Origin of the sequence: Streptomyces shinuiensis, assembly GCF_043660855.1 — a bacterium.
Classification (GTDB): Bacteria; Actinomycetota; Actinomycetes; order Streptomycetales; family Streptomycetaceae; genus Streptomyces.
In genome coordinates this window covers 100,020-116,506 of record NZ_JBIHML010000005.1, presented here as the reverse complement: position 1 = coordinate 116,506, position 16,487 = coordinate 100,020, and the positions used below count along the sequence as shown (strand labels likewise).

Sequence of the window (16,487 nt, the reverse complement as noted above, 5' to 3'; positions counted from 1 at the left end):
CGCCCGCGCCCTCCCCCTCCTCCTGCCGACTCACGAAAGGCATCCATGCGCACATCCATGCCCGCCAACCCGGAGCGCCTGGTCACCCACAATCGGGACTGCACCTGGAACGGCCTTCCGGAACTCGCACCGCGCTACCGCGTCACCGAACGGCTCGTCGTACGGCACGCCCGCCGTCGGCGCATTCGTCGCACCGTCTCGCGCGGCAAGATGCTCGCGGACCTCGCGCTCTTCACCTCTGGGGGCGTGGCCACCGTCACCGCCCGGGGCGGGGTGATCCGTCACCGCGTTCGCGTCCCCGGCATTCCGCCCGTGGAACGCGTCTACAGGCCCCTCGGGTGAGTGCTCCGCCGATCACACCCGACCAAGAGGCGCGGTGCCACGGTATGCCGCACTCACCAGATCCGCCCGCCGCCAGGAGGAACCCCTGAAGGACTACGCCTATCTGGCCACCAGCGCCCGCGCGATGATCCATCTCAAGGCACCCACCGAGGCCGCCGCCCAGGAACTGTTCGACGCGCTCAAGGGCCAGGAGGTCACCTTGACCCTCACCAGCCCCGACGGCGCGGAAGTTGCGCCGGCTGCCAGCGGGCACGCGATCACAGCCCTGGCACTGGAGTCCGGCCACCTCGACCAGATCAACGGCACACCGCTCGAAGAGCTGTGCAGCAACGAGAGCTGTCGGGCCGAACTGAACGGCAACGCCCGGGACGGTGAATGCGGCCACTGCGCCGACCGCGGGCGGGCGGAAGAAACCGGCCCCTGCCGCGTCTGACCCTGCCAGCGAGCACCCCACCTGAGCGACTCTTAAGGCTTGCATACATCACACCTCTACTGTAGAGTCTTAAGAGTCGAAACGGCGAGATCTCCCCGCCCTCCGCGAAGGAAGAGCCTCATGCAGCGCAGCCTCACCCGTCGCCTTCTCAGCGCCTACGACCGCACCCCGGTCTCGGAGAATCCCAACGCTCATCTGGTCAAGATCACGCTGTCTTGGCTCACCGATCCCGCCCTGTCCTGGACGCCCGGGCCGGGGTTCGTCCAGTACGGCCGCTTCTGGATGCGTGAGCGCCACGACGGCTCCCCCATCGACAACGGCGACGGCACGTACACCGGCGTGATCGCCGGGTTCCGGCCCGGCCACGCGGAGAGCGCCGTGCCCGCATGGGATGGCCGCCCCTGGCCGTGGGCCGATGACGAGGTGTGGACCATCACCACCCCGCGCCGGGAGGACCTGGACAACGAACTGAACGCAAAGGCGTACCGCGCCATCCCGCTCGCCTTCGCCGATGACGTCACGCTTGTCCGCGAGTCCTACACCGGCCACCCCGCAGCGGCGGCGGATGCCTACCAGAAGGCCTTCCGGATGCGCTACGGCCTCACTCCCACCCCCCGCCACACCACCGAGGGCGGCGGCTACACCCTCACCGTCTGCTACAGGCCCAACCTCCCCTGGCGGACCGACCCCGCCGAACTCGCGCACGCCTGCACGCAGATCGCGCGGGAACTGGGGGCCACCGTCCACATCCGCCGCGACAGCGCCGTCACCCGCTCCCCCTTCGGCAGCCCGTTTCCCAGCGCCGAAGCCCTGCACCGCGCATGGCGCCGGAGCACCGCCCGCTGACGCTTTCACGGCCGCCGACCGCATCTCACAGGCTGCGCGGGCTACAGATCGCCCGTGCAGCCACCCCGGCCGTGCCGACATCGGCCTGACCGCACAGCCGGGCTTCACCGGAAGCCCTCGCGACCCCGCGCAGCCACGTCCACGGCCGGACCGCACCCCATCGACGAGGAGTTCTCAACCGTGCAGAGCACCACGGGTCCCCACCCGTCCGCCGACGCCACCCGCGCCGTGTCCACAGCCACCCGCGGGCAGAACGAAGCAGTCGGCCCGGCCGACACGGCCGACACCGTGCGGAAGCTGAAGGACAAGCACGCCGGACATGCCGGACGCCCTGCGGATCCTCGCCCAGGAGGTGGCCGGTGAGTACGGCCTGCTGGAGCAGTTCGTGTCGCTCCTCATGACGGCCAGGGAGCGGGTCGAGCCGTACGCGGACTTCGAGAACGGAGAGGGCACCGAGTGGGCGCTGTGGCGCGCGCTCGGGCTGGCAGCCGAGGACCTGCAGGATCGCCGATCGGAGATCGCGGGACCGCTCGTCGAGCTGGGCGTGATGACGCGGCAGGACGACCGGGGCTGAGCGCCGCGGCCGGCATCTGGCGACATCCCGCGGCGCCGAAAGCGAAGAGCACCCTCCCAACCTCCCAACCTCCCAACCTCCCAGATCGCCTCGCCCACCAGGGGAAACAGGGGGGCCATCTCCCAGATCACCTGAGAGGGCAGTTCGTGAGTTGATGTCCGTTTCGAAGTGAGGTTAGGGCAGGGCTGCTGATCACGTGTTCGTCGGCTACTGCTTCCTGGCGAAGCTGCCGGCGTCGATCTCGGTGAGGATGCCGAGTTTGACCAGACGTTTCAGCTTGGCGCGGGTGCCTTCGACGTTCTTCGGCAGCAGCTCATGATCGAGGGCTTCGCAGACGTCACGGGCCCGCAGCGGGCCGGTGGCCTCGTGGAAGACGGCGAGGATGCGGGGGTAGTCCGGGTGCTCGGGCAGGTCCGGTGGACCGGCCGGGAGCCGGTCGGCAAGGCCGGTGACGGTCTTCCGGGTGATCGCCAGGTGTTCGAGGTGGGTCTCGGCCTCCCGCAGCCGGCCCTGCAGTTCGCCGATCTGTCCTCGCAGGTCGTCAGCCAGGGCCCGGGCGGCATCCTCCTGGAGGTCCAGCGCGTCGAGCAGGGGCCGGAGGTTCACGCGGTCACCGCCTGCGCATCGCGCCAGGTGGGAGTGTTCGCGCCGGTGAGCTGGCGGGCCATGACGTGGGTCATGGCCCAGTAGACGCGGGAGGCGGAGGAAGCGGGATGGTGCTCGTAGTCGCGGACCAGGCGCCGGTGCAGTATCAAGATCCCGTAGGTCTGCTCGACCCTCCACCGCTTCGGCTGCGGCACGAAGCCGGTGTCCTGCGGGTTGCGCTCGACGATCTCCACGTCGATGCCCAGGCCGACGCCATGCGCGACGACCTGGTTCTTGAAGCCCTGATCGACCAGGGCTTTCTCGACGGTGCCGCCGGTGTGCGCGGCGACCTGGTTCAGCAGGGCGATACCCGCGGCGTTGTCGTGCGTGTTCGCGGCCAGCACGACAACCGCGATGACCAGACCCAGCACGTCCACGGCCAGGCCCCGTTTGCGGCCCGGCACCCGCTTGGCCGGATCGAGGCCGGTCGTGGAGGAGGGGACCCCGGCAGCCACGTGGACGCTCTGGGTGTCCAGCACCACCAGGGTCGGGTCCTCTAACCGGCGGGCCCGCTCGCGGACCTGGCAGCGCAGCAGTTCATGGATGACCTGGTCGGTTCCGTCGTCGCGCCAGGTGGCGAAGTAGTAGTACGTCGCGCTCTTCGGCGGCAGGTCGTGCGGGAGGTAGGCCCACTGACAGCCGGTCCGGCTCTGGTAGAGGATCGCGTTGACGATCTCCCGCATCGAGTATCTGCCCTGGTGGCCGCTGACCGAGCGGTGCCGGTCCTTCCACGCGGTGATCACCGGCTCGATCAACGACCACTGCTCGTCCGATAAGTCACTCGGGTACGGCTTGCGTCCATTCACCTCATCACATCAACAGATCAGCGGCCTCGGGCCGACAGGTTCCGCTCACACTCACACCATCAGGCGACGGCGGAACCACTCAAACACTCACGAACCGCCCTCTGAGAGGAACGGACATATCGGCAGAGCTGGGAGGTGCACCTCCCAGCTCGAGAAGGCGCTCATCGGCAGCGAACGCCTCCGATCCCGGAGGCGATCCCGCGAGGGCCGGACTGGCGCGGGGCAGCCGCCCCGGCAGACCGGCGGCCTCCACCCCTCACTTCTCTTCGGCTCTTAAGACTTGCATCACCCCATCACCTATAATATAGTTTTAAGAGTCAAGAGGGCGGCGGGCTGAAGCCCGCCCGCCGCCCGACAGCAGCACGTCAGCGATCTGATCGTCTGGCTCCGCCATCGCGGCGGCCTGGGCAACAGCGATGTCCTGTGCGTCGTGCAGCAGGCAGGAGCCACCACCTACGGTGATGTCGCCGACGTCTCCCACCGCCGCTCCGACCGGGAGAGCACTGATGGCACACCCGCAGGACCTTCCCCTGCACCGCGTCCATGTGAAGCACCCGATCACCTCCTTCACCACCGGCCCGACCACGAGCACGGATGTGGGTGCTCCCGCCCCCGGCAGCTTCGACCCGGCTGCTGTCCGTGTCGTTCCGGCTGCCGAGATCCGGCCCGGCGACGTGCTGGTAGGCACCTGCCAGCCGCGCTACGACCGGCGCACTCTGGAGCCGCTCACCGACCGGGCGCAGTTCGTGTGGTACTTCGCCGGCGCTCCCACACCGCAGCGCGAAGGCGCGCGCCCGTTCGATGCCGCGCACTGCGACGACTGCCTGGCCTCGGAGTTCTACCTGTGCATCGACCCGGACGCCGGCTACACCGTCCTGGACGGCTGCACTGTCTACCCGCCCGAGGCCCTGGTCCTGGCCGTGCCGCGCGAACTGGCCGACACGGCGCCGCCGACGGACGAACCCGCACCGGCCGGAGAGCCGTCGGCCTCACGGTGCGCCCGCCTGGCGGCAGTGTGCACCTTGGACGCCCGCTACAACGCGTGGGACTTCGCCGCCGGTCCCGCAGAGGCGTCCGACCTCCGTGCGGCAGGCATCGAGCCTGTCGACGCCACCACTTTGAAGCCCTGGTCGCAGTAACCCGCCCCACCCGAGGAGGTCTTCTCGTTGTCCGACCGCTCACCGATGCAGCTGCGCGTCTACGACGTCAGTCCCGAGGACGCTCCCGCCGTCGTGCAGGCGATCGAGGACGCCTGTCTCGATTGCCCTTGGGACCGCGGTCAGGCGTCCCCCACCGCTCTGGCGCTGGGCGAGCTGTACGGAACGGACGAGACGCCGCTCGGTAGCGCCGTTGAGCTGGCTGCGCAGCTGCTAGCGACGGCCCCCTCGGCGGCCTTCGTCGTCTGGCAGGACCCCCACTACACCGCCAACGGCGTCTACATCGCCCACGTCCCCGGCGTCGGCACCTACGAGGCGCCCTGCGACGTCGACGGCAAGCCTCAGTTGGCGGTGCGGGACCTGATCGGCCACCTGTCCGGCCTGTCCGCCTCCACCAGCGCCTCTGAGCTGTTGCGTGACGACCCCGCCTTCGCCACGGCCTGCGCCGTCCTGGCCGCCGTGGACGCGCTCGACGAGCGCACCGCCCCCAACCCGGCCGTTCGCGCCGCAGCAGGGCGCGCTGCGTGACTTCCCCGGAGGCTTGCCGCGCGCCGCGCCGCCGCACCGAGACCTCCGGCCAAGACCTGGTGTACCGGAGCGACCTCGGCTCGTTGGCGCGCGGATGGCCCGCGTCGCGCGGGTGTCTGCGCGTCTATTTTGCCCGCCTGGCAAGCCTCGGTGTGCTCGCGCGAGCACACCGTGACTCTGGCCTGTGACCGCGGCCTCCACACGGGCCCGTCCCCGCATCCGCCGCTCCCGAAGGGGGAGCGATGTCCGACACCACTTCCGCCACCTGCCCGGAGCCGCTGCGCTTCTGGGACGGCGACCGGCTGGCCGCCGTGCACGGCCGCCGGGTCTGGCGCCGGTGGAGCGGCCAGCGGATCACCTACCTCTTCACCGACGCCCAGGCGCGGGGCCGGCTGTGGCACCCCGACGAGTCCGACGCGGTCCGCTTCATTCCGCGCGTACCCGTACCCGGCCGCCCACTGCCGGGCAGTGCCGTGACGGCCGACGCCGTCGCCGGCCTGGTCCTCGCCTCGGCTCGCAGCGCCGTTCCCCGACTGCTCCCGCCCCGCCGCAGCGTCCACCGCTTCGCCCCCCGCGCACAAAGTGGGGCGGCAGTGGCAGGCGGGGACTCCGGCTGCGCCGTTGATCTCCTTGCAGCAGACGCGCCCTGCTGTCGGTCCTCGGCGGCAGGCAGCCGGCTACCGCCTTCCACCACCGTGCGGCAGAACGCCTGTATGCGCGGCGGAAATCCGCACCGGGGTGACGACGTCCGTATGGATTCTCAGCTCTGGAAGCACAGCGCTTCGCTGGCCTGCGGGGAGAGCCCGAAACGACAACTCTACGTTTCTTAAGACTTGCCACTCCCTCGCCTTTCATGTATAGTTTTAAGAGTCATACAGGGTGGAGTTCCCAACGAGGGAGGAACGTGCACGCGGCGGACAGCAAGCCTTTCGGTCCTGCCGAACTCGAGTCCATCGCGTCTGAGTTCGGCATCCGTGAGGGGATGCTGAACGCAGCCGTGGAGGAAGACGCTCACGAGCGGGCCGCCGACCGCTTCAACGGCGGCGCCTTGGCCGAACTGGACTTCTGGGATGCCTACGACCGGCTGCACGACGAAGCCGACGCACAGGCGTCGCGCGTCAACGACAGCGGCGTAACCGCTCAGCTCGCGTTTCTGGCCGAAGACTGCACCCGCAACGCCCTGCGGGCGCTGCTGCACGACCTGATCACACCCGCCTGAGACCCGGCGCCGGAACACCGGCCCAGAACCGACAACCACTGGAGAACAGCCATTCCCGCTTCCGTTGAACTGCCCCTGGCGCAGCACATCCTCCCCTCCGGCCTCGCCTCGACCGTCTACAAGCGCTTCAACCAGGTCCGCAAGGCGCTGGCGACCGCGTACTACCTGCACATCAGCCACCACGGCGTGCTCACCGCCGCCGACATCGACTCCCTCACTCAGCACCAGATGGCCGCTGCCGCCCGGTCGGCCGGGGTCGAGCCGCCGAACAGCGACGACTCCCGCGACCTGATCCGCAAGCTCCTGCTCGTCTTCAACGGCCTCGACGCCCCCGCCTCGGCCACCGCACCCGCCGACACCGAGGTCACCCGCGACGACCTCGCCCGCGCCCTCAACAGCCTCGCGGTCGTCATCCAGGCCGCCGCCCAGGGCGTCACCCGGTAGCCCCCATCGGGGCCGGGCACGCACCGCCCGGCCCCGCCGGCTCTCCTGTGGGCCCTGCAGGCGAAGCCGCGCCCGCAGGGCCCTTGCGCCTCCCTGAACCCCGGAAAGGACCGCGATGACCGCCCTCGACACGGACCACCTGCTGCCGGGCCGATGGCACCGCCTGACTGTGTCGAACGGCAGCAACGAGCCGTCCATGTCGCTTGCCCACCCCGATGACTGCCCGGCACGCTGCCGACTGGGCCGCCTGGCACTGAGGTGGCAGGACGAGGTGGGGCCGCTCAGCGGGCAGTACCAGGCGCGAGCCGGGAGCCTGGGTGTGGAAGTGCGGCACGCAGACGGCACTCCGGTCGACGGACACCCGCCCCGCCTGGGCCCGCTGCAGCTAGAGGAGGCGACGGCCGTTGCGCTGGCCACCGTGGCGGACGAGGCGCTGAACGCATACCACCGGGATCAGTGCGGCTGCGACACGTGGCCGGACCGCTGCCACAGCGGCTACACGGAAGGCACGTGGGACACCGGTGCCTGGCTCCCGGCCCTGCCCGCGCTGTTTGCCGCCTGGGAACAGGTACGCGGCACGGTACTCGCCGCCCGGCCTTCGCCGCCGGCTCCACGCTGACCGGTGGCGCCACGGCTGCTCCGAGCGGCCAAGGACCTGCCCAAGGCGCCCTCCCGGTCGGCGGATGAAGCAGAACCGCCGGGCCGCGTCTTTCCCGAACTGCGCACCGGCCACCTCGACCACTGATGACCGCATCGGCAAGGAGCTTCCGTGACCATCAAACCGTTCGATCGGAACGCCGAGCTCGGCGCTGCCGCCGCCCAGGCCGACCCCGACCACCCCGCCACGGCCGCCGCGCTGCTGCTGCTGCGCGCAGCGGCCGGCCTGACTCCCGAGGCCGCCAGGGGACGCGACGCCGGCGTAGCCCTCACCGAGGTCCGCACCGTCTTGTCCCGCGCCCGCAGCGCCCGCGCCCGCATCGACCAGCCGGCGGAGTACGAGCGCGACGCAGCCGGGAAGCTGGTCTGGACGGCCGACCGCAGCGGCTTCGTGCGCTTCGAGGATCCGGATGCGGCGGAGATGCGGACCGCCCTCGACGGCGTGATCGCTCTGCTCGGCCGGTGGGAGCGCACCGGGCGTGCGACCCGCTCGACGCACTAGTGACGGGGAGGGGGCCCGCATGTCGGTTCTGCTGATCGGCCGGTGGGAGGGAGGCGCCGAGGCCGACTTGGTGATCACGGAGTCCCACACCGTCGAGGACGGCGACCAGGCGCGCATCGATGCCCTGGTCGCGCCGCACGAGGACGACGGAGCGCTGTGGTGGTGCGAGCTACTGGTCGACCGCCACAGCGACGCCGTACAGATGGCCTACGAGACGTACGTGCGAGACGAGGGCGTGCAACTCGTCGACGAAGCAGAAGGGTTCGAACCCCACGCCCTGGGTGAATCTTAAGACTTGCGTTCCCCTGCATCTCTCTGTATAGTTTTAAGAGTCAGCGGGGATCGGCCCCGCGCCATCCGAAGGGTGCATTCGGTGCTCGTCCAGTTCCTGTTCCTCACCCTGTCCGGCATCGCGGGCGGCTCCGTCGCCGGTGCCTTCACCGGCGACCTGACCCCCGCCTCCGTGATCAGCACGGCGCTCGGCAGCGCCGTCGCCGCCCTCGCGGTGCTCTACGTGCGCATCCGGCGGGAGAAGAACTCGCAGGACGCGTAGCGGTCGGCGCCGTCCCCGGCACGGCCGGGGACGGCGCCGACCTCCCCTGCCGCAGAAAGCAAAAGTCCGTGTGCTCCTCGAAGCGCTCGGAGGCCTCGCCTCCAGCTTCTTCGCAGGTGGTACTCGCTGTGGCTCCGCGGCCGCCTGCACGACCGCAAGGCGCGGCGCCAGCAGCCCGACCAGGTCCGGACAAGCGCCCCGATCCCCTTCCCCGGAGGTTTGCATGTTCTTCCCGTCCGAGGGTGACCGCATCGTGGTCACCCGTACCGGCCGCGACGGCCGCACCACCTCGTACATCGGCACGGCCACCGAGGTCACGCCGTACGGGCCCAGCACCATGGGCAACTTCTGGGTCGGAGGCTGGCGCCTGACCGGCCGCGACATGGCCACCGGCGAGACCAAGGACTCCTACTTCGCCTGCACCGAGGTCCTGGAGCGCTACGACCGGGCCATCCACCAGACCGTCCGACTGGCAACCGCCGACGAGAAGTGACCGCACCGGGCCGCGCCCGCCCGGCGCGGCCCGGTCACCCGCACCAGGAAGGACACAGGCATCCGTACCATTCCGCGCAACCACACCACCGTGCTCGCCCAGCTGCGGGGCACCCTCACCCAGGCCACCCGCCACAACGGGTTCCGAGACGTGGACGGAACCCCCGCCCCGGCCGCCGAGACCTGGGAGCACTTCGACAATGGACACACCCGCGGCGACCGGCCGCTCCTGCGCGAACTCGACGCCCGCGCCGGGGTCTACGAGCTGCGCGTCAACGGTCGGCTGCGCTACGAGCTGCGCCGGGCGGCCGCCGGATCCGGGCACCGCATCGACGTAGTGGTCGACCGCGACCCCGACAACGACACCGGGGTGACCGTCTACATCAACGGTGCCAAGGCCACCGGCCCCGGCGTGCATGTACACGTCCTCGACCCGGGCAGAGGCGAAGCCGATCACGAATGGCTCGCCAGCCAGGTCGACCTCGACGACGCCGTACCCGTAGCGGTTCGCTCCGAGATCACCGTGCTCGCCCAGGCCTACCACCGCAGCCGGTACTGCCCGCAGCCCGAGTGCGACGGCTGACCCTGCCCCGACATTCCGAGGAAAGGTCCTCTTGTTGCCCGCTTCCGCCCCTCGCCCCACTGCCTCTGCCGAGCTCGGCGCCGCGACTCCCCAGGATGCCGCAAACGCCCACGTGGGCCAGGCCGCCGGGCTGCCCATCTTCCGCGTCCACGTCCGTTACGCCCGAGCCCGGGTCGGCCGGTGGACCTACGACGGCAAGGTCACCCAGACCGAAGGCCAGCCGTCCACCTTCTCCTACACCGACCGCCGAAACCGCAAGCGCACCACGACCCGCTTCACGCCCCTGGACTGAGAGAGAAAGCCCCCCGTGCTGCTCTTTCTGTCTGCCTGACCACCACGGCCCGCACCACCGCTTCCTCAGGCGGCTGGTACGGCAACTCGACCACTAAGAGGAAGGCTTCACCATGGCGCGGCTTCCGCGTGTACTCGATGACCGAGGCGGGTGGGTTCACCTGGACTTCGACGGCGTGTTCTTCGCCGTGGACACCGTCACCCGCAGGGTCTGCTGGTCCGACCCCATGGGGCCGAGTCTGTTGGACCTCCCGGGGATTCGCTCCGAGGTGGGCGGCCCGGCCACCTACAACCACGTCGACCTCTACTACGACGGCGACTGGGCGCCCCGGGCGTACACGCTGCGCTCCGTCGCGGTGCTGAAGGGCGGCGACCTCGTCACCTGGGAGGGCTGCCTGCGTACGGTGATGCACACCGCCCCGGGCGCCCACGGCAAGGTCAACGTCTTCGTCGACCACCCCAGCTTCACCGGCCCCTATCCCCGCAACCCGCAGGACCTCATCCCGCTGCACGCGCCGTCCTGATCAGCTCCTGGCACGGCGCTTCGCGCCTGGGGGCGCCGTCGCCTCTGACGACTTCGGAGGAACCGATTCACCGGCATCCCGTCACCGATCGGAACGCCCGCTACCTGCAGGCGGCCCGCAGGGGCGCGCTGACCGCTGTGCGCGAGTACGGCGCGGTGCGCTATCTCGTCGACCGTTCCGGACCGCTCGCCTCCTACCTCGCTCCGCCGCCGGCCGAGCTGTTCGCCGCGAACTGGCTGGCCTGCGACGACGGCGTACGCCTGGAGCTCACCGCCGCCGGCCGCCAGGCTTTGGAGGACTACGAGCGCCGCAACGCCGCCGCCAAGGCGCTGGAGGTGACGCTGACCCGCAACCCGCTGCGCGGCGAGCTGCACAATCCGGCCGAGCCCATTCGGATTCTGCGCCACCGGGCGACCGGCGAGGAGATCCGGCCGGGCGGCACCGTGACCGACCCGTCCGGTCAGCCGATCACCTATGTCGGGCCGACCATGTCGAGCATCGACGGAGGAGCGACCTGGATGCCGGGCCTCAGCGCCCGCGTGCGGTACGCCGAGTACGGCGGGTACCTGTTCCCGCCCTCGGCGATCGGCGCCGTGTACGACCCGGAGCCCGCCGGCCTCCCCTCTGGCCTGTTCCCACGGACCGCTGACTGCGCGGCAGGGTCTCTGCGACCATCAGCGGATGGTCGATAGCAGGGGCCGCACGTGACGCGCAGCCCCTGCGGCGTTCGCAACGTCTCTCGCGCTGCCGTAGACCGCTACTCCTGTTCGGTCCGGTTCACCGCGAGGGCGACTCGTACAGCGTCGCGCAGTCCGGCATCGACGCGCCGATCGTCCTCCAGTTCCCAAAAGTGCCCGGCGCTGCCCGGGTGCTCCCGGAGCACCGAGGCGACGACGGTCGCCGCGTGCCCGGACAGCGAGCGCAGCCAGCTCCTGATGAAGTCCTGCGGCCTCCACCGGTCGAAGGCATCGTCCCAGGTGCACACGCCTTGGGCTGCCGCCTCGAGCAGGTCCCACTCTTCCTGCCGGGCTGCGGCCCTGGCCACGCTCAGCAGCCACCGGATCGCCCGGCTGATTTCCGAGAAAGTGGGCCACTGTCCGCGGTCGCCGGCGACCTGGGCTGCCATGGCGCGTACAAGGGCGATGGACTGGCCGGGGTTGGTGAGAAGCGCGGGTTCGGCGGTCTCCATGTTCAGGCGGGCGACGGCGTCGAGGTAGAGCTCGTAGCTGTCGGGCTGGTCCACGGCGAGGGCGATCAGGTGGGCTGCGGCATCCTCGTCACCGTCACCGGCGGCTTCCAGGAGCGTCTGCGCCCGGGTGATGGGCAAAGCGGTCTGGGGGGCGGTCTCTCGTTCGACGAGAGCGAGGAAGGCAGCTATGTCCTGAGGCCGGTGTGTCGGGTCCGGATAGGTGGCCTGGCGTACGACGCCGCGCCATGGTCCCGGGGGAGGCAGGAGCGGGACGTTGGGCTGAGGCCACGTGCCGGTGAGGATCCACCCGATCATCTGGCCGAGGCTGTAGATGTCGCTCGCGGCGGTGGCGCCGTGGTGGGGGTCGGTGGACAGTTCCGGGGCGGCGAAGCCGAGAGTGCCGATCTCGTCGCCGGTGAGGGCTCCGCCGGCGCTGGTCTGTCCGCGGGGGCGCCGGACGATACCCCAGTCGGCCACGGTCCATCGGCCGTCCAGGAGCAGGATGTTCGGCGGTTTGATGTCCCGGTGGATCCAGCCGTGCCCGTGCGCCTCGGCCAGAGCGGCGGCCACGGCGTCCACCAGGGAGCGCAGTGCAGTGTCGTCCTGCAGTTCTGTGCGCTTGTCCTCGACGGTCGCCTGGGCCATGGGCATGACGAACCAGTCGTAGGCGGGGCTGAAGTCGAGCACCGGCATCACGTGGGGGTGTCCCCCCAGCAGCTGTGCGATGCATACCTCGCGCTCCATGCGACGCCTGGCTGCGGAGCTCTTCTTCTGGCGCCGTTTGAAGGCGACGACGGCACCAGATTTCTTGTGCGTGGCCTGGAAGACGTCGGCCTGGCCCTCGCTGGCGATCGGTATCCGTTCGAGCCGGTAGTCCTTCTTTGCTCCCCTGGCTGACTGACTCACCAGGTTGTATCCGGTTGCCGGCGGTTCAGCTGGGGCACGGCCCGTGTCAGGTGCGGCCGCTGTGCGGTGACCGCAGATGCGGACCAGGACCGGCCGGGTACGTGCGGGATCGTTGTCCGGAACGGATGCCAGGAGGTAGGCCGGACCGGCTCCCGGCTCCTGCGCCAGGCCGAGGATGCGATCGAGCCGGAGCTCGGCCACTGGTTCACTGGATCGCTCGCCGACCGCGGTGCGGTGCAGGGTGATGCGGTTGCCGGAGCCGTCCGGCGAGGCGCTCAGCACGCTGTCCGGCCCGGTGACCAGGAGGTGGCCCGGGTAGTGGCCGGCCGTGGGGATCCAGTCTTCCCGGCGGCCAAGTCCCGTGGTGCGGCTGAGATCGACGACGGCGCTGTGCCCGCTGGCGGCGAGGAAGAACTGGCGGCCGCCGAGCCAGGCGGCCGACCGTACGACGGCCTCGAACGCGATCGGGTACCGCATCTGATCGCCGGCCATCCCCGCCGCCCGGGTCAGTGCGAGGGTTCCTTCGCCGGCGCCGAACGTGACACCCGAACCCGACAGCACCCACGGTTCTTGGCCGGGGTCGGCCAGCAGTTCCGCACCGGGCTCGAACCCTCCCGCCGTGGCGCTCAGCATGCCGTCGCGCCACCGCACGACCGCTCCACCGCACATCACCACCACGGCGCCGTCCGGCTCGATGAGCGGCGCACCGTGGCAGCCGGGCAGCGTCAGGAGCCACCGGGTGCGGCCGCGGATCGGGTCGAGGTCCAGGACGCCGTCTTCGCATGTGACGAGGAGCGAAGTGGGGCCTCGCCAGGCCATCCCCGTCGGCCGGATGTCCTGCGCGTCCCCGATGAGGAGCAGCTCGGATGTGGCGCCCGCCCACGTCTGCGCAGGCACGTGCACGGGGCTGCTCAGCCGCGCGGCCGCGGTCATCGGCAGGGGCGAGTCGTCCTGCACGGGCGCGGTGACCAGCTCGATGAGCGGCAGGTAGGTCTCGCGCCGGCGGAAGATGCCGCCGATGAGGGCAGCCAGCGGCAGCAGGTCGGCGACGGCGGCGTCCACGTGCGTGCGGTCCAGCACCACACCGAAACCGCGTACGCCCTCGACGAGCTGCTCGACCGACGCCGGCTCCCGCGTCCAGGACAACAGGGCCCATCGCGCATCACCGGGCCGTCCGGTCAGACCGGCAGCCTCCACGATGCGCGAGACCGTCCCCGCTCGGACCGCGGCGTTCCCCACGGCGCAGCTGACGAGGTAGTCCCGGCCCTCGTGGTCGAAGGAAACTGCCGGTACCCCACCGACATCGAGCACCTGGACTGCTGCGAGGGGCACGGTCCGCCACAGGAGTTCGGCGACGAAGTCCGCGAGCCGCCGTGATCGCTCCGCAGGGGGCGCCGTGTCGTCCTTGGCCCACTGGCCGTACTCGGCCAGCAGCTCCTGTACCTCGTCCACGCTGTGCTTCTCCGCTCTCGGCCGGGAGGTGTCGGGCGGGTGCCGGCTGGCCACGGCCGGTTCTGCCCCACCCGCGCCGCATGGGAGCGGGTCACGGCAGGTGGGGGCGGCGCGCCCTGATCCCTGTTATAGCGCCGTCCGAGTTCATCGTCTGCGGGAACGCTTCAGCGGGCCGGAGTACGGCCTTCGGGCCCCGGTCCTGTTGCGCCGCCCGCACCTCCACCACTATCGACTCTTAAAACTTGCGGCGCGCACACCCCCACAATATTGTCTTAAGAGTCAAACGGCTTTCGGGCCCTCCACCCAGAACAGGAACTTACGTGCCCACGCAGAACCTGAGCGCGCCCACTGGCGCCGCGGCCCCCGAGTCCCTGGAGTCCCTGCGAGCGCAGCGGGACCGGCTGGCCGAGTTCATCCGCCGACTCGCGGCCGACAACCCTCGGACCATGGCGCTGGACGCGGCCGCGCACCGCACGGCGCTGGACCTGCTCGACAGCTTGCCGGTGCCCGAGCGGTGCCTGAACGCCGACGACGGCGCTCCCGACGGCGGACACATCTTCTTCCTCCGCACGGAGCGTGGTACGCGCTGCCTGAAGTGCAGGGCGCTGCGCCCGCAGGCGCCGAATACCTGACCAGCCACTCCCCTTCGACTCGAGGACGCCCGTGATCGACACCCGCTCTTCCCTGCCCGAGGCGCTCGCCACCTCCCTGCACGCGGCCGTGCAGGCGGCACGCGCCGCAGCCTCGGCGTCCGCGCACATCGCGGCCTCGGCTTTCGTCGCTGCCACGGACGGCGAGGGCACGCTGCACCGCGCCTGGCGCGGCGAGGGCCCGGATTCGTGGTGCTGGGTGAACGCGCCGGGCCTCCAGGCTCACCTGCTGGAGGACGCTCCGGGCACCCACGCACAGATTCGCTTCACCGGCCTCAACCGGCAGGCATACGAGAGCATCCGCGCCCGCTGCCTGGACAGCGACACGTGCCCGCACGACGACGCGTGCGACTGCCTGGACACCCCCTGGGCGGCGTGGACCGAGCTGGAGACGGGCTGCGACGCCTCCGAGATCACCTACCGGGACGGGGAGGAGCGCGGGTTCGCCCGCACCTCCTTCGGCCGGGCCGAGGTGACGCTGTACGAGGAACCGGTGGACCTGGCCTACGAGCTGATCCGCCTGACGCGTACACAGCACTGACCGAATCGCATCTTAAGACTTGCAAACAACCGCGCACGAGAGTATTGTTTTAAGAGTCAAACGGGGCTTCCCGTCGATCCCTACCGAGGAGGACAAGCACTTGCCCGCGACCGTCCCGGAGCAGCCCGCCCCCACCCTGGAAGCGGCCATCGGATTCGTCTCCCTGCACGCCTCGCAGGACGACCTGGACCGTATCTACGCTGCCGCCAAGCAGCGCACCAAGGTACTGCGCGAAGCCCGTGCGGCCGCCGTCACCAAGGGCGTGACCGTCCGCATCGACAACATCAAGCCCAAATACCTCTCCGGGCTGACCGGCACGGTCACCGACGTTTCCCAGTCCCGCACCCGCACGCTCGTCACCGTTGAGCTGGACCCCGAGTCCACCACCACGCTGCGGATGGCCAGCGCCCGCCCCATCCCCGACGGCGTCGAGCGCTACCAGCTCACCGGCGTCCCCGCCGCCTGCTGCCATGTGCAGTAGCCCCCTGCTGTGCGCGCCCGGCCCCGCCGGGCGCGCACAGCAGGGCCTCCCCGCCAACACCGAACCCCACGAAGGAGGCCCGCCCATGGGCGCCCAGATCCACTACCTCGGCCGCATCGGCTTCGGCGAGCCCGTCCCCACCACCGAGATCGAGGACGAGCTGGCGGAACTGCGTGCTCTGGGGCACCTGTTGACCCTCTCCTTCACCGGCGACGGCCGTGCGCTGACCGGCCTGACCGCGGAAGAGCACCACGCCTGGGGGCACACCGGCGAGTGGGCCCGTGCGCAGCGGCTGCTGGAGGACATCGCCCGGCGCCACCGGCGGACCCTGACCGCCGAGGCGACCTGGGTGTCCGACCCCGGCCCCTTCACCGGCACGCTCGTCGTCGACACCGCGGGCCGCTTCCACGACGTCGTCGACGGCGACCGGGCCGAGCACCACCGTGCGGGCCGCTGCGACTGCTACCCGTCCATGGCCTGCGAGCGGTGCGGCGACGAGTCGTTCCTCGCCCGTGACGAGGACGCCCCCGGCCGGCCCGCGCTGTGCGTCGACTGCCACGAGGAGGCCGGCACCCGTCAGGCGGCCAACGGGCACCCCTGCCGCGACGGATGTGCCCTGGCCACCGGCCACGACGGCCTGTGCCGCCCCTGACCCTCCCGGTCCGCTCCCGC

The 16,487-nt window shown here is 70.7% G+C and carries 25 protein-coding genes; 22 read left to right on the top strand and 3 right to left on the bottom strand.

All coding sequences use genetic code 11. The features are described 5' to 3' along the window. Positions 1 to 45: 45 nt before the first annotated feature. From ACGRHY_RS29190 to ACGRHY_RS29175, 4 genes are all read left to right on the top strand, one after another. The gene (locus ACGRHY_RS29190) at positions 46 to 342 is read left to right on the top strand and encodes a hypothetical protein (protein ID WP_394638667.1); all 297 of its coding nucleotides are present in this window, start codon (positions 46 to 48) and stop codon (positions 340 to 342) included. A gap of 34 nt (positions 343 to 376) precedes the next feature. Next, complete coding sequence (locus ACGRHY_RS29185; protein WP_394638666.1) at positions 377 to 775, top strand: hypothetical protein; 399 nt, start codon at positions 377 to 379, stop codon at positions 773 to 775. A gap of 120 nt (positions 776 to 895) precedes the next feature. After that, on the top strand, positions 896 to 1,621 hold the full coding sequence (locus ACGRHY_RS29180) for a hypothetical protein (RefSeq protein WP_394638665.1): 726 nt from the start codon (positions 896 to 898) through the stop codon (positions 1,619 to 1,621). Positions 1,622 to 1,940: 319 nt separating this feature from the next. Continuing rightward, positions 1,941 to 2,195 (top strand): hypothetical protein, encoded by a 255-nt coding sequence (locus ACGRHY_RS29175; protein WP_394638664.1) that lies wholly within the window; start codon positions 1,941 to 1,943, stop codon positions 2,193 to 2,195. Between the two features lie 207 nt (positions 2,196 to 2,402). On the opposite strand, the gene ACGRHY_RS29170 is transcribed toward ACGRHY_RS29175, so the two are convergent. After that, positions 2,403 to 2,801, bottom strand: a complete 399-nt coding sequence (locus ACGRHY_RS29170; protein ID WP_394638453.1) for a hypothetical protein — start codon at positions 2,799 to 2,801, stop codon at positions 2,403 to 2,405. Beyond that, positions 2,798 to 3,646, bottom strand: coding sequence for an IS5 family transposase (locus tag ACGRHY_RS29165; RefSeq protein WP_394638454.1), 849 nt, complete (start codon positions 3,644 to 3,646; stop codon positions 2,798 to 2,800). The genes ACGRHY_RS29170 and ACGRHY_RS29165 overlap by 4 nt, the downstream gene beginning before the upstream one ends. Positions 3,647 to 4,152: 506 nt before the next feature. Between ACGRHY_RS29165 and ACGRHY_RS29160 the strand changes: the two genes are divergently transcribed. The 14 genes from ACGRHY_RS29160 (at position 4,153) to ACGRHY_RS29095 (ending at position 11,288) form a co-directional block, all read left to right on the top strand. Further along, on the top strand, positions 4,153 to 4,785 hold the full coding sequence (locus ACGRHY_RS29160; RefSeq protein WP_394638663.1) for a hypothetical protein: 633 nt from the start codon (positions 4,153 to 4,155) through the stop codon (positions 4,783 to 4,785). Between the two features lie 27 nt (positions 4,786 to 4,812). Beyond that, positions 4,813 to 5,331 carry a hypothetical protein gene (locus tag ACGRHY_RS29155; protein WP_394638662.1) on the top strand — a complete coding sequence of 173 codons (519 nt, stop codon included), beginning with the start codon at positions 4,813 to 4,815 and terminating at the stop codon, positions 5,329 to 5,331. Between the two features lie 242 nt (positions 5,332 to 5,573). Further along, on the top strand, positions 5,574 to 6,161 hold the full coding sequence (locus ACGRHY_RS29150; protein ID WP_394638661.1) for a hypothetical protein: 588 nt from the start codon (positions 5,574 to 5,576) through the stop codon (positions 6,159 to 6,161). 74 nt (positions 6,162 to 6,235) lie between these two features. Next, complete coding sequence (locus tag ACGRHY_RS29145; protein WP_394638660.1) at positions 6,236 to 6,550, top strand: hypothetical protein; 315 nt, start codon at positions 6,236 to 6,238, stop codon at positions 6,548 to 6,550. Positions 6,551 to 6,736: 186 nt separating this feature from the next. Continuing rightward, positions 6,737 to 6,994, top strand: a complete 258-nt coding sequence (locus ACGRHY_RS29140) for a hypothetical protein (protein WP_394638659.1) — start codon at positions 6,737 to 6,739, stop codon at positions 6,992 to 6,994. Between the two features lie 115 nt (positions 6,995 to 7,109). After that, on the top strand, positions 7,110 to 7,613 hold the full coding sequence (locus tag ACGRHY_RS29135) for a hypothetical protein (RefSeq protein ID WP_394638658.1): 504 nt from the start codon (positions 7,110 to 7,112) through the stop codon (positions 7,611 to 7,613). Between the two features lie 150 nt (positions 7,614 to 7,763). Next, positions 7,764 to 8,153, top strand: coding sequence for a hypothetical protein (locus ACGRHY_RS29130; RefSeq protein WP_394638657.1), 390 nt, complete (start codon positions 7,764 to 7,766; stop codon positions 8,151 to 8,153). A gap of 19 nt (positions 8,154 to 8,172) precedes the next feature. After that, entirely contained in the window at positions 8,173 to 8,445 is a 273-nt protein-coding gene (locus ACGRHY_RS29125) for a hypothetical protein (protein WP_394638656.1), read from the top strand. Positions 8,446 to 8,526: 81 nt separating this feature from the next. After that, on the top strand, positions 8,527 to 8,706 hold the full coding sequence (locus ACGRHY_RS29120; protein WP_394638655.1) for a hypothetical protein: 180 nt from the start codon (positions 8,527 to 8,529) through the stop codon (positions 8,704 to 8,706). Between the two features lie 223 nt (positions 8,707 to 8,929). Beyond that, positions 8,930 to 9,199 (top strand): hypothetical protein, encoded by a 270-nt coding sequence (locus ACGRHY_RS29115; protein WP_394638654.1) that lies wholly within the window; start codon positions 8,930 to 8,932, stop codon positions 9,197 to 9,199. A gap of 90 nt (positions 9,200 to 9,289) precedes the next feature. Continuing rightward, on the top strand, positions 9,290 to 9,781 hold the full coding sequence (locus ACGRHY_RS29110) for a hypothetical protein (protein WP_394638653.1): 492 nt from the start codon (positions 9,290 to 9,292) through the stop codon (positions 9,779 to 9,781). A 112-nt stretch (positions 9,782 to 9,893) separates the two neighbouring features. Next, a complete protein-coding gene (locus tag ACGRHY_RS29105; RefSeq protein WP_394638652.1) occupies positions 9,894 to 10,073 on the top strand; it encodes a hypothetical protein in 180 nt (59 codons plus the stop codon). Positions 10,074 to 10,185: 112 nt separating this feature from the next. Next, on the top strand, positions 10,186 to 10,596 hold the full coding sequence (locus ACGRHY_RS29100; RefSeq protein WP_394638651.1) for a hypothetical protein: 411 nt from the start codon (positions 10,186 to 10,188) through the stop codon (positions 10,594 to 10,596). Between the two features lie 137 nt (positions 10,597 to 10,733). After that, positions 10,734 to 11,288, top strand: coding sequence for a hypothetical protein (locus tag ACGRHY_RS29095; RefSeq protein WP_394638650.1), 555 nt, complete (start codon positions 10,734 to 10,736; stop codon positions 11,286 to 11,288). 65 nt (positions 11,289 to 11,353) lie between these two features. Here ACGRHY_RS29095 and ACGRHY_RS29090 read toward each other — a convergent pair whose 3' ends face one another. Continuing rightward, positions 11,354 to 14,143, bottom strand: a complete 2,790-nt coding sequence (locus tag ACGRHY_RS29090) for a protein kinase domain-containing protein (RefSeq protein WP_394638649.1) — start codon at positions 14,141 to 14,143, stop codon at positions 11,354 to 11,356. A 320-nt stretch (positions 14,144 to 14,463) separates the two neighbouring features. Between ACGRHY_RS29090 and ACGRHY_RS29085 the strand changes: the two genes are divergently transcribed. The 4 genes from ACGRHY_RS29085 to ACGRHY_RS29070 all read left to right on the top strand — a co-directional run bounded on the left by ACGRHY_RS29085 (position 14,464) and on the right by ACGRHY_RS29070 (position 16,467). Continuing rightward, entirely contained in the window at positions 14,464 to 14,775 is a 312-nt protein-coding gene (locus ACGRHY_RS29085) for a hypothetical protein (RefSeq protein WP_394638648.1), read from the top strand. Positions 14,776 to 14,806: 31 nt separating this feature from the next. Then, positions 14,807 to 15,334: a hypothetical protein gene (locus tag ACGRHY_RS29080; RefSeq protein WP_394638647.1), complete on the top strand. Its 528-nt coding sequence runs from the start codon at positions 14,807 to 14,809 to the stop codon at positions 15,332 to 15,334. A 100-nt stretch (positions 15,335 to 15,434) separates the two neighbouring features. Continuing rightward, positions 15,435 to 15,815, top strand: coding sequence for a hypothetical protein (locus tag ACGRHY_RS29075; RefSeq protein ID WP_394638646.1), 381 nt, complete (start codon positions 15,435 to 15,437; stop codon positions 15,813 to 15,815). An 85-nt stretch (positions 15,816 to 15,900) separates the two neighbouring features. Then, a complete protein-coding gene (locus tag ACGRHY_RS29070; protein ID WP_394638645.1) occupies positions 15,901 to 16,467 on the top strand; it encodes a hypothetical protein in 567 nt (188 codons plus the stop codon). Positions 16,468 to 16,487 lie beyond the last annotated feature (20 nt).

Bases quoted from the DNA above. Each gene is read 5' to 3' on its own strand.
- ACGRHY_RS29175 (WP_394638664.1), top strand. From the start codon at position 1,941: ATGCCGGACGCCCTGCGGATCCTCGCCCAGGAGGTGGCCGGTGAGTAC.
- ACGRHY_RS29070 (WP_394638645.1), top strand. From the start codon at position 15,901: ATGGGCGCCCAGATCCACTACCTCGGCCGCATCGGCTTCGGCGAGCCC.
- ACGRHY_RS29180 (WP_394638665.1), top strand. From the start codon at position 896: ATGCAGCGCAGCCTCACCCGTCGCCTTCTCAGCGCCTACGACCGCACC.
- ACGRHY_RS29135 (WP_394638658.1), top strand. From the start codon at position 7,110: ATGACCGCCCTCGACACGGACCACCTGCTGCCGGGCCGATGGCACCGC.
- ACGRHY_RS29115 (WP_394638654.1), top strand. From the start codon at position 8,930: ATGTTCTTCCCGTCCGAGGGTGACCGCATCGTGGTCACCCGTACCGGC.
- ACGRHY_RS29160 (WP_394638663.1), top strand. From the start codon at position 4,153: ATGGCACACCCGCAGGACCTTCCCCTGCACCGCGTCCATGTGAAGCAC.
- ACGRHY_RS29150 (WP_394638661.1), top strand. From the start codon at position 5,574: ATGTCCGACACCACTTCCGCCACCTGCCCGGAGCCGCTGCGCTTCTGG.
- ACGRHY_RS29100 (WP_394638651.1), top strand. From the start codon at position 10,186: ATGGCGCGGCTTCCGCGTGTACTCGATGACCGAGGCGGGTGGGTTCAC.
- ACGRHY_RS29190 (WP_394638667.1), top strand. From the start codon at position 46: ATGCGCACATCCATGCCCGCCAACCCGGAGCGCCTGGTCACCCACAAT.
- ACGRHY_RS29125 (WP_394638656.1), top strand. From the start codon at position 8,173: ATGTCGGTTCTGCTGATCGGCCGGTGGGAGGGAGGCGCCGAGGCCGAC.